This window comes from Pseudoflavonifractor sp. HCP28S3_F10, assembly GCF_052065415.1.
Taxonomy (GTDB): Bacteria; Bacillota; Clostridia; order Oscillospirales; family Oscillospiraceae; genus Pseudoflavonifractor_A.
Window position 1 is genome coordinate 21,694 of the sequence record NZ_JBQHUB010000028.1, and the last position, 14,482, is coordinate 36,175.

11 protein-coding genes are annotated in these 14,482 nt (G+C 62.8%); 6 read left to right on the top strand and 5 right to left on the bottom strand.

Going from position 1 to position 14,482, the window contains the following annotated elements:
- The first annotated feature begins 11 nt into the window (after positions 1 to 11).
- From ACTNBZ_RS11175 to rnhA, 4 genes are all read left to right on the top strand, one after another.
- Positions 12 to 413 (top strand): PH domain-containing protein, encoded by a 402-nt coding sequence (locus ACTNBZ_RS11175; RefSeq protein WP_441209936.1) that lies wholly within the window; start codon positions 12 to 14, stop codon positions 411 to 413.
- 106 nt (positions 414 to 519) lie between these two features.
- Positions 520 to 2,463 carry a DNA topoisomerase (ATP-hydrolyzing) subunit B gene (gyrB, locus tag ACTNBZ_RS11180; protein ID WP_441209938.1) on the top strand — a complete coding sequence of 648 codons (1,944 nt, stop codon included), beginning with the start codon at positions 520 to 522 and terminating at the stop codon, positions 2,461 to 2,463.
- Between the two features lie 90 nt (positions 2,464 to 2,553).
- On the top strand, positions 2,554 to 5,106 hold the full coding sequence (gene gyrA / locus ACTNBZ_RS11185; RefSeq protein ID WP_441209940.1) for a DNA gyrase subunit A: 2,553 nt from the start codon (positions 2,554 to 2,556) through the stop codon (positions 5,104 to 5,106).
- Positions 5,107 to 5,114: 8 nt separating this feature from the next.
- A complete protein-coding gene (rnhA, locus tag ACTNBZ_RS11190; RefSeq protein ID WP_441209942.1) occupies positions 5,115 to 5,552 on the top strand; it encodes a ribonuclease HI in 438 nt (145 codons plus the stop codon).
- A 678-nt stretch (positions 5,553 to 6,230) separates the two neighbouring features.
- Here the strand turns inward: rnhA and ricT are convergent.
- From ricT to pta, 5 genes are all read right to left on the bottom strand, one after another.
- A complete protein-coding gene (ricT, locus tag ACTNBZ_RS11195; RefSeq protein WP_441209944.1) occupies positions 6,231 to 7,511 on the bottom strand; it encodes a regulatory iron-sulfur-containing complex subunit RicT in 1,281 nt (426 codons plus the stop codon).
- A 16-nt stretch (positions 7,512 to 7,527) separates the two neighbouring features.
- Entirely contained in the window at positions 7,528 to 8,520 is a 993-nt protein-coding gene (locus ACTNBZ_RS11200; protein WP_441209946.1) for a DNA polymerase III subunit, read from the bottom strand.
- 2 nt (positions 8,521 to 8,522) lie between these two features.
- Positions 8,523 to 8,846, bottom strand: coding sequence for a cyclic-di-AMP receptor (locus ACTNBZ_RS11205; RefSeq protein ID WP_101692575.1), 324 nt, complete (start codon positions 8,844 to 8,846; stop codon positions 8,523 to 8,525).
- Positions 8,847 to 8,897: 51 nt separating this feature from the next.
- Positions 8,898 to 10,226 (bottom strand): aminotransferase class I/II-fold pyridoxal phosphate-dependent enzyme, encoded by a 1,329-nt coding sequence (locus ACTNBZ_RS11210; RefSeq protein WP_441209948.1) that lies wholly within the window; start codon positions 10,224 to 10,226, stop codon positions 8,898 to 8,900.
- Between the two features lie 287 nt (positions 10,227 to 10,513).
- Positions 10,514 to 11,542, bottom strand: coding sequence for a phosphate acetyltransferase (pta, locus tag ACTNBZ_RS11215; protein ID WP_441209950.1), 1,029 nt, complete (start codon positions 11,540 to 11,542; stop codon positions 10,514 to 10,516).
- 207 nt (positions 11,543 to 11,749) lie between these two features.
- Between pta and ACTNBZ_RS11220 the strand changes: the two genes are divergently transcribed.
- Positions 11,750 to 12,451, top strand: coding sequence for a helix-turn-helix domain-containing protein (locus ACTNBZ_RS11220; RefSeq protein ID WP_441209952.1), 702 nt, complete (start codon positions 11,750 to 11,752; stop codon positions 12,449 to 12,451).
- A gap of 49 nt (positions 12,452 to 12,500) precedes the next feature.
- Positions 12,501 to 14,309: a translation elongation factor 4 gene (lepA, locus tag ACTNBZ_RS11225; protein WP_441209953.1), complete on the top strand. Its 1,809-nt coding sequence runs from the start codon at positions 12,501 to 12,503 to the stop codon at positions 14,307 to 14,309.
- Positions 14,310 to 14,482: the final 173 nt, after the last annotated feature.

Sequence of the window (14,482 nt, forward strand, 5' to 3'; positions counted from 1 at the left end):
GGAGGAGCTTTATGGAATCCATCCAATACCTGTGGAAGGACCGCAAGCGTTTTCTGGGCATGCCCATCACCTTTACGAAATACAGCGTCAGTGAGAACCGGATCTTTCGGGAAAAGGGACTTCTGAACCTGAAGGAGGAGGAAGTCCTGCTCTACCGGGTGCGGGATCTGGACCTGCGGAGGAGCCTGGGCCAGCGGATTTTCGGCGTGGGCACCGTGTGCGTCCACTCCTCGGACAAGACCACGCCTATCCTGCAGCTGGAGAACGTGAAGGACCCCAAGGCGGTGAAGGAGCTCATTTACCGCCAGGTGGAGGCCGCCAAGGAGAAGCGCCGCATGCGGGCCACCGAGCTGCTGGGCGACGAGGATATGGATCACGACGGCGACGGCTTCCTGGACGACGACGATATGTAACGGGAAGCGGCGCGCCGCCCGGCGAAGGGCCGGCACGGCATAAACAGTCAACAGCGTCCGCAGGGAGAGCCCTGCGGAGTGGAAACTATCGGAGGTTATTTACACTATGTCTGAAGAACTGGAAAAGAACCCGACCCAGGTGGAGCATGAATATACCGGCTCTGAGATCCAGGTCCTGGAGGGGCTGGAGGCGGTACGCAAGCGCCCCGGCATGTATATCGGCTCCACCTCGTCCTCCGGTCTCCACCATCTGGTGTATGAGATCGTGGACAACGCCATTGACGAGGCGCTGGCCGGCTACTGTGACCAGATCACCGTCACCATTCTGGAGGGGGATGTGATCCGGGTCACCGACAACGGACGCGGCATCCCCGTGGACATCCAGCCCCAGACCGGAAAGCCCGCCCTTGAGGTGGTCTATACCATTCTCCACGCCGGCGGCAAATTCGGCGGCGGCGGCTACAAGGTGTCCGGCGGCCTGCACGGCGTGGGCGCCAGCGTGGTTAACGCCCTCTCCGAGTGGCTGGAGGTCCAGGTCCATAAGAACGGGAAGATCTACGAGATGAAGTTCTCCCGGGGCCATGTGACCCAGGAGATGACCGTGGTGGGGGATACCGATCATACCGGTACCACCGTCACCTTCAAGCCCGACCCGGAGATGTTTGAGGATACGGTGTATGACTACGATATCCTCCACACCCGCATGCGGGAGGAGGCCTTCCTCAACGCCGGCGTGCGCATCCGCACCGCCGATGAGCGCCCCGGCCGGGAGCAGTCCGACGAGATGCATTATGCCGGCGGCATCCGGGAGTTCGTGTCCTATATCAACCGGAACAAGACCCTGGTCCATGATGACGTGATCTACATGGCCGGAACGAAGGACGACGCCATGGCCGAGATCGCCTTCCAGTATAACGACGGCTATAACGAGAACATCGTCTCCTTTGCCAACAACGTCCACACCCCAGAGGGCGGCATGCACGAGACCGGCTTCAAGACCGCCCTCACCCGTGTGCTCAACAACTACGGCCTGCAGAAGGGCATTTTGAAAAACGACGATAAGGTCTCCGGCGAGGACTGCCGGGAGGGTATCTCCTGCGTCATCTCGGTAAAGCTGACCAACGCCCAGTTCGAGGGCCAGACCAAGGCCAAGCTGGGCAACAGCGAGATCCGGACCCTGGTGGATTCCGTGGTCTCCGACAAGTTTGCCGAGTATCTGGAGGAAAACCCCGGCGTGGGCAAGACCATTCTGGAGAAGGCCATGACCGCCAACCGGGCCCGTGAGGCAGCCCGCCGGGCCAGGGAGAACATCCGCCGCAAGAACGCCCTGGACGGCGCCACCCTGCCCGGCAAGCTGGCCGACTGCTATGAGCGGGACGCCTCCCTCACCGAGATCTACATCGTGGAGGGCGATTCCGCCGGCGGCAGCGCCAAGCAGGGCCGGGATTCCCGCTACCAGGCCATCCTTCCCCTGTGGGGCAAGATGCTCAACGTGGAGAAGGCCCGGGCCGACAAGGTCTACGGCAACGACAAGCTCACCCCCGTCATCACCGCCCTGGGCGCCGGCCTGGGGGAGGATTTCGACGCTGAGAAGCTCCGCTACCACAAGGTCATCATCATGGCCGATGCCGACGTGGACGGCGCCCATATCCGCACGCTGCTGCTCACCTTCTTCTTCCGCTTCATGCGGCCCCTCATCGACAAGGGCTATGTGTACGCCGCGGTGCCTCCCCTCTACAAGCTGACCCGGGGCAAGGTCACCCGTGTGGCCTTCTCCGACGGGGAGCGGGACGCCATTTCCGCCGAGATGCGGGGGGATAACCCCAACGCCAAGGTGGACATCAGCCGCTTCAAGGGCCTGGGCGAGATGAACCCTGAGGAGCTGTGGGAGACCACCATGAACCCCGAGACCCGCACTCTCAAGCGGATCACCATGGCCGACGCCGTCAAGGCCGACGAGATCTTTACCCTCCTGATGGGCGAGAAGGTGGAGCCCCGCCGGGAGTATATCGAGCAGAACGCCGAAAAGGCCATCAATCTCGATTATTGATCCGCCGGGTGGCAGACTGCAAAAAACAGAGGGGAGACGCCCGGGGCGGTATGACGCCGTTCCCGTCCCCCTGAACGGAGTTGAGCTTTTTTGGCAAAGAACAACGAATACCAAACCAAAGATATCACCTTTCCCGACCAGAAAATCGTGGAGATCAATCTGGAGCACGAGATGCAGGACGCGTACATCGAGTACGCCATGTCGGTCATCGTGGGCCGGGCCCTGCCCGACGTGCGGGACGGCCTGAAGCCGGTGCACCGCCGCATCCTCTACTCCATGTACGAGAGCGGCCTGACCAGCGACAAGCCCTTCAAAAAGTCGGCCACCTGCGTGGGCGACGTGCTGGGCAAATACCACCCCCACGGCGACGCGTCGGTGTACGACGCCCTGGTCCGCCTGGCCCAGGATTTCTCCATGCGCTACCCCCTAGTGGACGGACACGGCAACTTCGGCTCGGTGGACGGCGATCCCCCGGCCGCCTACCGTTACACCGAGGCCCGCATGGCTAGGATCACCAACGAGATGCTGCGGGACATTGAGAAGGACACCGTGGACTGGGACCCCAACTTCGACGAGTCCCTGAAGGAACCCCGGGTGGTCCCCTCCCGGTTCCCCAACCTGCTGGTCAACGGCTCCAGCGGCATCGCCGTGGGCATGACCACCAACATCCCGCCCCACAACCTGCGGGAGGTCATTGACGCCACCATCTGCGTGCTGGACAACCCGGAAGCCACCCTGGACGACCTGATGGAGCACGTGAAGGGCCCCGACTTCCCCACCCGGGGCATCATCATGGGCCGCAGCGGCATCCGGGCGGCCTACGCCACCGGCAAGGGCCATATCCGGGTCCGGGCCCGCACCGAGATGGAGGAGTTCGGCAACAACCGCACCCGCATCATCGTCACCGAGCTGCCCTATCAGGTGAACAAGGCCCGCCTCATCGAGAGCATTGCCGACCAGGTCCATGACAAGCGGCTGGATGGCATCTCCGGCCTGCGGGACGAGTCCGACGGCAAGAAGGGCATGCGTATCGTCATCGAGCTCAAGAAGGACGCAAACCCCCAGGTGGTGCTCAACCGGCTCTTTGCCCAGACCCAGATGCAGACCACCTTCGGCGTCATCATGCTGGCCCTGGTCAACAACCAGAAGAAGCCCAAGATCCTCTCCCTGCGGCAGATCCTGGACGAGTACATCGCCTTCCAGGAGGAGATCATCACCCGGCGCACCATCTTCGACCGCCGGAAGGCCCAGGAGCGGGCCCATCTGCTCAAGGGCCTGCTCATTGCCCAGGACAACATCGACGAGGTCATCCGGATCATCCGGGAGAGCTACGACGACGCCAAGGAAAACCTGATGAACCGCTTCGGGCTGGACGACGTCCAGGCCCAGGCCATCCTGGACATGCAGCTCAAGCGCCTGCAGGGCCTGGAGAAGGAGAAGCTGGAGAACGAGTATGAAGAGCTGATGAAGAAGATCGCATACTACGACCAGCTCCTCTCCGACGAGGCTATGCTCCGGGGCGTGCTCAAAGACGAGCTCACCGAGATCCGCAACAAGTACGGCGACGACCGCAAGACCGAGATCGGCTTTGTGGAGGACGATATCGACATCGAGGACCTGATCGAGGAGGAGGAGTGCGTCTTTACCCTCACCTCCGCCGGGTATATCAAGCGCCTGCCCGCCTCCACCTACCGGGCCCAGCGCCGGGGCGGCAAGGGCATCTCCGCCCAGACCCTGAAGGAGGAGGACTATGTGGAGACCGTGTTCACCGCCTCCACCCATGACTATATCCTCTTCTTTACCAACAAGGGCCGGGTCCACCGGAAGAAGGGCTATCAGATCCCCGAGGCCGGCCGTACCGCCAAGGGCACCAACATCGTCAACGTCCTGCCGGTGGAGAGCGGAGAGAAGGTCACCGCCATGATCCACCTGCGTGAGTTCCCGGAGGATCGCTATCTGGTGATGGTCACCCGGGGCGGCACCGTCAAGCGCATCCAGCTCTCCTCCATCAACACCGCCCGCAAGGCGGGCATCCGCTGCATCACCCTGGAGGAGGACGACGAGCTCATCTCCGTGCGGGAGACCGACGGCGATCAGGCCATCCTCATCGCCACCCACGACGGCATGACCATCGCCTTCCGGGAGAGCGACATCCGCTGCATGGGCCGGGACGCTTACGGCGTGCGGGGCATCCGCCTGCGGGACGGCGACTTCGTGGTGGGTGCCGCCCGGGCCAAGTACGACCACCAGGTGCTCATGGTCACCGAGAACGGCTACGGCAAGCGCACCCCCATGGACGAGTACTTCCGGGCGGACGGCCCCCAGAACCGGGGCGGCTACGGCCTGAAGGGCTACCAGGTCACCGACAAGACCGGCCCCATCGCCGGGGTGAAGGTGGTCAGCGAGGACGACGATATCCTCATCATTTCGGACGACGGAACCATCATCCGCACCCATGCCGCCGGCATCAATGTTTACTCCCGCACCGCCCAGGGTGTCCGGGTCATGAACCTGGCTGACGGCGTGAAGGTCATCTCCATCGCCCGCACCGAGCATGAGGAGGACGGCGAGGCGGAGGAGAGGCCCGCAGAGGGTGAGCAGTCCGGAGAGACCGGAAGCGAGACCGGGCCGGTTCAGGAATAAGCGCAGATATGAAAACAGTCACGATCTACACCGACGGGGCCTGCTCGGGCAATCCCGGCCCCGGCGGCTGGGGGGCCATCCTGCAATACGGCGCCTACCGCAAAGAGATGAGCGGCGGCGAGGCCCACACCACCAATAACCGCATGGAGCTCACCGGCGTCATCTCAGCCCTGCGGGCCCTGAAGGAGCCCTGTATCGTGGAGCTCTGGTCCGACTCCAAGTACGTCATCGACGCGCTGGAAAAGGGATGGGCCCGGGGCTGGAAGGCCCGGGGCTGGGTCAAGGCCGACAAGAAGCCGGCCCTGAATCCCGACCTGTGGGAGGTCCTGCTGGACCTGTGCGACTACCACACGGTCCACCTCCACTGGGTCAAGGGCCACGCAGATAACCCCAACAACAACCGCTGCGACGAGCTGGCGGTGGCGGAGAGCAGGAAATTTCGCTAAAAACGATCAAAGGGCCTGTCCCCGGCAAATTGCCGGGGACGGGCTCTTTTGGTTCGTACTATAGGGATGCGGTTTTGTCCGCCTGCGGGCGGGACGGGGGATGTCCTCGCCGGACGGGCGTCCTGCGCGGACGGCGCCAGGCCCTTTCCCGAAAGGGCCTGGACCAAAGGGCAAAGGGGGCAAGCCCCCTTTTGAAACCCCAATACGGGAGAGATTTTGCACAGTACCTCCAAATGTAGGACTCTTCCGTGCTGCCTGCTTAGTGCCTCACGGATTGCGTTGCTTATATTAAGTGCCAAGCCACAGAGGGAACGCTCAGAGTGGAAATCCTGACCGGACTTTTGCCACGGCTGCCAGTGGTCCTCAATGCCGGCAGTCTGCCAGGCTCTCAGAAAGCACCTTGCGAGCGTTGCGGAAGGCCATCTTGATTTTGATGGCATTGTGGGAGTGGGCCCCTCGTGTAGGGAAGGAGTCCCGAGGGAGGGCTGGGCCTCCCTCGGGCCCTTTTCTTCCCCCTTTCTTTTCGGGAAAAGAAAGGGGCCCCCGCCGGGCAGGCGGCCCGCGCGGCGAGCGCATCCCCCGTCCCCGCCCGTGGGCGGGCAAAAATCTCTGATCGAAAAAAGTACAGATCCGGACACAAAAAAACTCCCGGCCCATTACAGTGGACCGGGAGCTCGTTCATTCGGATTTAGGGGCCTGTCCGCCGCCCTCGCCCTTGGGCTTGCCGCGGTAGCGGCGGTAACGGCGGCGGGGCTTTTTCTCGGCGGCGGGCTCGCCGCCCTCACCCCCGGCGTTCTGGGACGGGGCGGCATGGGGGGCGCTCTCCTGGGGCTTTGGCTGTCTGGGGGGCCGGGCGGGGCGCTCCTGGCGGGGTAAGTCCTCCTGCTTCTCCTGCCGGGGCCGGGATTTGACCTCCTGGGCGGGAGCCTCGCTGGCCTGGGGCTTTTTCCCACGGCTGCGGCGACGGCGGCGGCGTTCTCCCTCCGGGGCCTGTTCGGGTGCGGCGGGCGTGGCGGCGTCCAGACCGGCCAGACTGGCCAGGGCGGCGGAGAGCCGGTCCTCCTCGGTCTCGGCAGGAGCCGTCACCCGGCGGAGACTGGCCAGTTCCTCGGCGGGGGGAGCCACATAGCCCTCGGGCCGCTTTCCCTTGCCGTTTCGGATGACCCGCAGCTCGGTATGGTGATAGTTCCTGGGATTTTCCGGCTGGTCGTCCAGCTTGACCTTTACGGTCTCCCGCAGCAGGTTCACCGAGGTGATATTGCCCACGCCGTCGGGGGTCTCCACAAAGGAGTCGTTCTTGGGCATCCGCTTCACGGCATCCTCATAGGCGTCCTGCTCGTACTTCAGGCAGCACATCAGGCGGCCGCAGGTACCCGAGATCTTGGTGGGATTGAGGGACAGGTTCTGGGTCTTGGCCATCTTGATGGACACGGGCTGGAACTCGTCCAGAAAGCCGCAGCAGCAGAAGGGCCGCCCGCAGATGCCCAGGCCGCCCAGCATCTTGGCCTCATCCCGGACGCCGATCTGGCGCAGCTCAATGCGGGTGTGGAAAATACCGGCCAGGTCCTTGACCAGGGCGCGGAAATCCACCCGTCCCTCCGAGGTGAAGAAGAACAGGATCTTGTTCCCGTCGAAGTTATACTCCACATCCACCAGCTTCATGTCCAGGCCGTGCTCCAGGATCTTTTCCTGACAGATGTGGAAGGCCCGCTCTTCCTTTTCCTTATTGCGGCGGACGGTCTCCAGGTCCTTGTCGGTGGCGATGCGGACCAGGGGGCGCAGGGGCTGCACCACGGATTCGTCCTCCACCATGGTGTTGCCCTGGACACACTCGCCGTACTCAATGCCGCGGGAGGTCTCGATGATGACGCCCTGTCCGGGAGTTACCGTGGTGCCGTTGGGGTCGAAATAATACTGTTTACCTCCGCTTTTAAAGCGGACGCCGATGATCTCGGTCATATATGCTTCCTCTTTATCACTGATTCTTGATGGAGGCCAGCCGGGCGCACAGCCAGCCGGCCAGATGGCCTGCGCCTACGTTGAAGCCGCAGGCGGTGCGCAGTTCTTCCAGTGCGGAGATGGCCTCCAGCATGGCTCTGGGAGAGAAGGCGGCGGCCAGCTGCCTGGCTCCCTCCAGCCGCTGGGGGTCGGATTCGTGACCGGCGCCGGCGCCCTGGACCAGCGCGTCCCGCAGCAGCAGGATGGTCTCGTCCATCAGGGCGGAGAGCTTGTCCCGGTCCCATTTTTCCAGGGTGATGCACAGCTCGGACAGGGCCAGCTCGTCCCCGGAGGCCAGCCGGCCTGTGAGGTCCAGGGCGGTGTCCCGCAGCAGAGTGCCCGTGGGCTCCTGCCCCTCCAGCTCGGCCACGGCCCGGCCCAGCAGGCCCTCACACCGCCGGGCGGCGCCGGAGAGGTCGGGCTTGTCTGGATAGCGCTCCCTCAGCCACGCCTCAGCCTCGGAGAGGCTGACGGGGGAGAGGGCGAGAAGCTCGCACCGGGAGCGCACGGTGGGGAGCAGGGCCGCGGCGTTTTCCGTGAGCAGCAGAAAAGCGGCGTAGGGCGGTCCCTCCTCCAGCAGCTTGAGCATGGCGTTTTGGGCGCTCTGGTTCATGGTCTGGGCATTTTCCAGAATATAGACCTTGCGCCGGGCCTCATTGGGGCGGATATAGGCGTCGGAGCGGATGGAGCGCACCTGGGCCACCGTGATGTCCTTGTCGTCGTCCCCGATCCGGATGATGTCCGGGTGGATGCCTCCGGCGGCCTTCCGGCAGCCGGAGCATTTCATACAGGGCAGGCCGTCTCCCGCCCCGGAGCAGACAAGGGCGGCGGAGAGAAGAGCGGCCAGGGTCCGCTTGCCCGAGCCCGGCGGACCGCTGATGATGTAAGCGTGGGAGAGGCCCCGGCGGGCGGTCTGCAGGTCCAGCTGCCGTTTGAGCGGGGCGTTGCCCGCCAGGAGATGGAGGTCCATCCCTACACGCGCTCGAACCGCTCAATGTCCACCACAAAGATGGTGGCGCCGCCCACCACCACCTCCACAGGCATGCTGGGATAGTAGCCGTAGCTCATCTCGGAGGTGGTGGGGATCATCTGTTTGCGGCTATGGGACTGCTCCTTGATGATGTCGATGACCGACTGGACCTTCTCCTCATCCACACCCACCAGGATGGTGACGTTTCCCGCCATCAGGAATCCGCCGGTGGTGGCCAGCTTGGTGGAGGAGAAGCCGTGCTTGGTGAGCGACTGGGTCACGGCGTTGGCGTCATCGTGGTTGATGATTGCAAGGATCAGTTTCATAAGTAATCCCTCCTCGGAATGAAAAAAGACAGCGCCTCCGGCACACACCACTCAGAGGCAGACAACTTCCGTGTCTTTCTCCATATTATAACCTATTTGAGATAAATATGCGATAGTTTTTTTCGTTATAAGCTCTCCCGGAGCGATAACGGGAATGCCGGGGGGATAGGGAGCCACCTGGCAGGCGGAGATCCGGCCCTCGGCGGCGCGGAGAGGGAGCGTCCCGGCAGGGGAGAAGCGGGCCTGACGGGGAGAAAGGACGGGTACGGGCGCCGGGGCAGGCGGAAGGGGAGGGAAGGAGACGCCATGGGGCTGACATTTCAGGACGGCGGACCAGGTCTCCTCCAGGCGGACAAAGTCCTCCGGTGTGTCGGCGGAGGTGCAGATAAAGACCACATGGCGGCTGTCCGCCATTTCGGAATAGATTCCCATGGACTCAAGGGCGGCCTCGGCCCCATGGCCGTCCGGGCAGGAAAAGACCAGCCGGGCAGGGTCCAGGGGGGCATCACGGTCGGTGAGGGAGGGAAAGCGATTTCTCAGCCGTTCCACCTGCGCCGCGGCAGAGCGGAGGCCCTCCCGTCCTTCCTCCTCCATCCAGGCCCGGGCGGCGTCCAGCGCGGCCATCATGGGATAGGAGGGGGAGGAGCTCCCATAGATGGATCCGGCCCGGAGCAGTTCCTCCGGGGAAAAGACGGGGGAGAAGAGCAGGGCGGACTGTCCCGGGGCGGGGAGGGTCTTGTGGGCCGAGACCACGGTGACGTCGGCGGCGGCCAGATCGAAATTTCCCAGGAAAGGGAGGTGGGCGCCGTGGGCGCCGTCCACGATGAGCCGGGCGCCATGGGCGTGCGCGGCCCGGGCAATGGCGGGAATATCTGATAACACTCCGTAATAAGTCGGAGAGGTGATACAGACCGTTTTGATCTCCGGCCACTCTGTCAGGGCCCTGTCCACCTGCTCCGGGGAGACAGGTCCGGTGACGCCGGGCTCCTCCAGCCAGGGCCGGTCCAGATAGCGGGGGTGGAGGTCCAGCAGGGCCAGAGCGTTGAAGGAGGAGCGGTGGCACCCCCGGTCCAGCAGCACACGGTCCCCGGGGCGGCAGCAGAGGGTAAAGGCCGACAGAACCCCCTGGGTGGAGCCGCCGGTGAGAAAGAGGCAGCTTTTGCTGCCAAAGGCGCGGGCCCACAGCTCCTCCGCCTCCTGGATGGGGCCGCCGGCCTCAAAAAGGTTTCCGGTGGGAGGGAGCTCGGTGAAGTCCAGAGCGGCGGCGGCGTTCAGCTCGGGCAGGGGCAGGGGCCGGCCTTTGTGGCCGGGCATGTGCATCCGCAGGGGAGCGGAGGACGCAAAGGAACGCAGAGCGTCGCAGAGAGGGGTTTGCTTCATATGGTGCCTCCTGATAAGAAGCAGTCGCTCCTTTTGAACTTGTTTGATGCATATGGAAGAGATAACGGAAAGACGGGATGATTTCCGAAAAAACGGAACATATCCCAACAGAAAAAAACATGATCTGGCAAAAGAAGCAAAAATAAAGAAGAGAATATCCACAAAATAAAAAAGTTATCCACCGTACCGTGTGGAAAACTCGGGGGAAAATGTGCAAAACTGATGTTCGAACCAAAAAGGGAGCACCCCCGGCACGGGGGTGCTCCCGGATCAGGGACGATGTACGGTCAGTCGGCCAGAGCGGCGGTGATGATGGCCATGGAGTAGACCTCGTTGGCGTTGCAGCCGCGGGAGAGGTCGTTGATGGGGGCGTTCAGGCCCTGCAGGATGGGGCCGTAGGCGTCATAGCCGCCCAGGCGCTGGGCGATCTTGTAGCCGATGTTGCCCGCCTCGATCAGGGGGAAGATGAAGGTGTTGGCATAGCCGGCCACGGGGGAACCGGGGAACTTCAGCTGGCCCACGGTGGGAGAGACGGCGGCGTCGAACTGCATCTCGCCGTCGATGGCCAGATCGGGCGCCAGCTCCTTGGCGACCTTGGTGGCCTCGGCGCTGAGGGCCACGGTGCCGCCCTTGCCGGAACCCTTGGTGGAGAAGCTCAGAAGCGCGACCTTGGGGTCGATGCCGAAGGTCTTGGCGGTCTTGGCGGACTCCACGGCCACCTCAGCCAGCTTCTGCGCGGCGGTGAAGGTCACGTTGCCGTCCTTGTCCACGGTGTCCTGATAGTCCAGGTTGATGGCGCAGTCGCCCATGCAGATGGTGCGCAGGTTCTCGTCGCCGAAGTCGCGCTTGAGGATGAAGCAGGAGGAGACCAGGTGGGCGCCGGGCTTGGTCTTGATGAGCTGCAGGGCGGGACGGACGGTATCGGCGGTGGAGTAGGTGGCGCCGCCCAGCAGAGCGTCGGCCTCGCCCATCTTCACCAGCATGGTGCCGAAGTAGTTGCCCTTCTTCAGCAGGTCGCGGACCTGCTCCTCGGTCATCTTGCCCTTGCGCAGCGCCACCATCTTCTGCACCATTTCCTCCATGCGGGGATAGTTGGCGGGATCAATGATCTCGGCGCCGCCGATGTCGAAGCCGCCCTTCCCGGCCGCGGCCCTGACCTCATCGGGATTGCCCACCAGGATGGGAGTCAGCCACTTGCCGCCGGAGAGCAGGCGGGCGCTGGCCTCCAGGATGCGGGGGTCGGTGCCCTCGGTAAAGACGATCCGCTTGGGAGCGGCCTTGAGTTTTTCAATCAGATTATCAAACATTGCCATCATGCCTCCATAATATGATAATGAAACAGGTAAAAATATTATACACCTCCACAAGAGCAGACTACAATCCCAAAAAGAAAAAAACGGGGAAATTTATGCTTTACTTTTCGTATTCATTGGGCTATACTATACACACTGTTTTGCGCCTGAACTGCGCAGGTCATTGCGCGCCAGGCATTTGAATATGGATCACGTGAGGTGTACCGCGATATGCATTCCGATTTCTCCCGCTGTCTCTCCCTGCTGCGGCAGGAAAAGGGAATCTCCCAGCGCGCCGCGGCCAAGGACCTGGGAATCAGCCAGGCCCTGCTCTCCCACTATGAGAACGGCGTGCGGGAGCCAGGCCTTGCCTTTGTCACCCGGGCCTGCGACTACTATAACGTGTCGGCCGACTTTCTGCTGGGCCGTACCCTGACCAAGGACGGCTCCACCATCGTCTCGCCGGAGGAGCTCTATGACTACTCCACTGAGAAGGACAACATCCTCCACGGCAGCATCGTGGCTACCCTGAACAAGAAGCTGCTGGTCAATTCCGTCAGCGTTCTGTTCGACCTGCTGGGCAAGACCGGCTGCAAGGGGGCCATCAAGGGCGCGGCGGAATTCCTTTCCACCGCCATTTATACCCTGTTCCGTTACCTGTACCGGGCGGACGGCACCCAGAACGAGGATTTCTTCGCCGTCCCCTCCGGCACATTTGTTTCCGGAGTGGCTCAGGCCGACATGATCTGCTCCCAGGCCGCCTATGTGGAGGCTTTGGAGGCCCACCGGAAGGAAAAGGGCAGCTTCCCCGCCATGAATCACGATGCACTGATGGAGAACTATCCCGGCGCGTACCAGTCCCTGCTTCAGATCATCCACAATACCGGCGGGCGCATCACCGCCGGACAGGAGCACCGGAAGAGCCTGAAGTAGGAAACCCCGCAGGACCCGGTCCGGATATTTTACATTAGAGGTGACACAGTTGAGTGACCAGTCGAAAATTCGTAACTTTTCGATCATAGCCCATATTGACCATGGAAAATCCACGCTGTCCGACCGCCTGATCGAGAAATGCAACGCCGTGACTGCCCGGGAGATGGAGAGCCAGCTCCTGGACAATATGGACCTGGAGAAAGAGCGGGGCATCACCATCAAGGCCCGGGCGGTCAAGCTCAATTACAGGGCCCAGGACGGGGAGGAGTATGAACTCAACCTCATCGATACCCCCGGCCATGTGGACTTCAATTATGAGGTGTCCCGTTCCCTGGCGGCCTGTGAGGGCGCGGTGCTGGTGGTGGACGCCGCCCAGGGCATCGAGGCCCAGACTCTGGCCAACACCTATCTGGCCATGGAGCACGATCTGGAGATCCTGCCGGTGGTCAACAAGATTGACCTGCCCGCCGCCGATCCCCAGAAGGTCAAGCACGAGATCGAGGACGTCATCGGCCTGCCCGCCATGGACGCGCCTGAGATCTCGGCCAAGGTGGGACTGAACATCGACGCCGTGCTGGAGGACATCGTGCAGAACGTGCCAGCTCCCGCCGGAGACCCCAGGGCCCCCCTGAAGGCTCTGATCTTTGACAGCCAGTACGATGCCTACCGGGGCGTCATCGTCTACTTCCGGGTAATGGAGGGTACCATCCGCACTGGTATGAATGTGAAAATGATGGCCTCCGGGGCGGTGTACCAGGTGCTGGAGTGCGGCTATCTGCGCCCCCTGGGGCTGGAGCCCTGCAAGGAGCTCTCGGCCGGCGAGGTGGGTTATTTCACCGCCTCCATCAAAAATGTGAAGGACACCCGGGTGGGCGACACCATCACCGGCGCCGACACGCCGGCCACGGAACCTCTGCCCGGCTACCGCCCGGCCCAGGCCATGGTCTACTGCGGCGTGTACACCGAGGACGGCTCCAAGTACCCCGACCTGCGGGACGCGCTGGAAAAGCTCCAGCTCAACGACGCGTCGCTGTCCTTTGAGCCGGAATCCTCGGTGGCTCTGGGCTTCGGCTTCCGCTGCGGCTTTTTGGGCATGCTCCACATGGAGATCATCCAGGAGCGGCTGGAGAGGGAATTTGACCTGGACCTGGTGACCACCCTGCCCTCGGTCATCTATGAGATCACCAAGACCGACGGCACCCTGGTCCACGTGGATAACCCCCACAATTACCCGGACCCCGCCGTTATCCAGGAGGCCAAGGAGCCCTATGCCAAGGTCTCCATCATCGCGCCGCCCGACTATGTGGGCAACATCATGCCCATGTGCCAGGACCGCCGGGGCGAGTTTAAGGACATGCAGTATCTGGACACCAATCTGGTGGAGATCCACTACTCTATGCCCCTCAACGAGATCATCTACGACTTTTTCGACGCCCTGAAGGCCAACACCAAGGGCTACGCCTCCCTGGACTACGAGGTGGAGGGCTACCGTACCAGCGAGCTGGTGAAGGTGGATCTGCTCCTCAACGGCGAACAGGTAGACGCCCTCTCCTTCATTGCCCACAAGGACAAGGCCTATAAGCGGGCCCGGCGTATCTGCGAAAAGCTCAAGGACAACATCCCCCGCCAGCTCTTTGAGGTGCCGGTGCAGGCCGCCATCGGCGGCAAGGTCATCGCCCGGGAGACCGTCCGTGCCATGCGCAAGGACGTGCTGGCCAAGTGCTACGGCGGCGATATCACCCGTAAGAAAAAGCTGCTGGAAAAGCAGAAGGAAGGCAAGAAGAAAATGCGTTCCCTGGGTTCGGTGCAGCTGCCCACGGAGGCGTTCATGGCAGTGCTCAAGCTGGACGAGGAGTAAGGGGCATTTTCTTCGCGGCCTTCCTCCCCCGCAGAGCGGGGGGCGGCGCAATCAGCGCCGTTCAGGTATTTTGCCGGAGGCAAAATCCTGGCGCAGGGACGATTCATTCGTCCCGAGCATGAAAGAGGATGGGACCCCAAAAGAGGCGGAGCCTTTTTTGGGGCGGCAAGAAG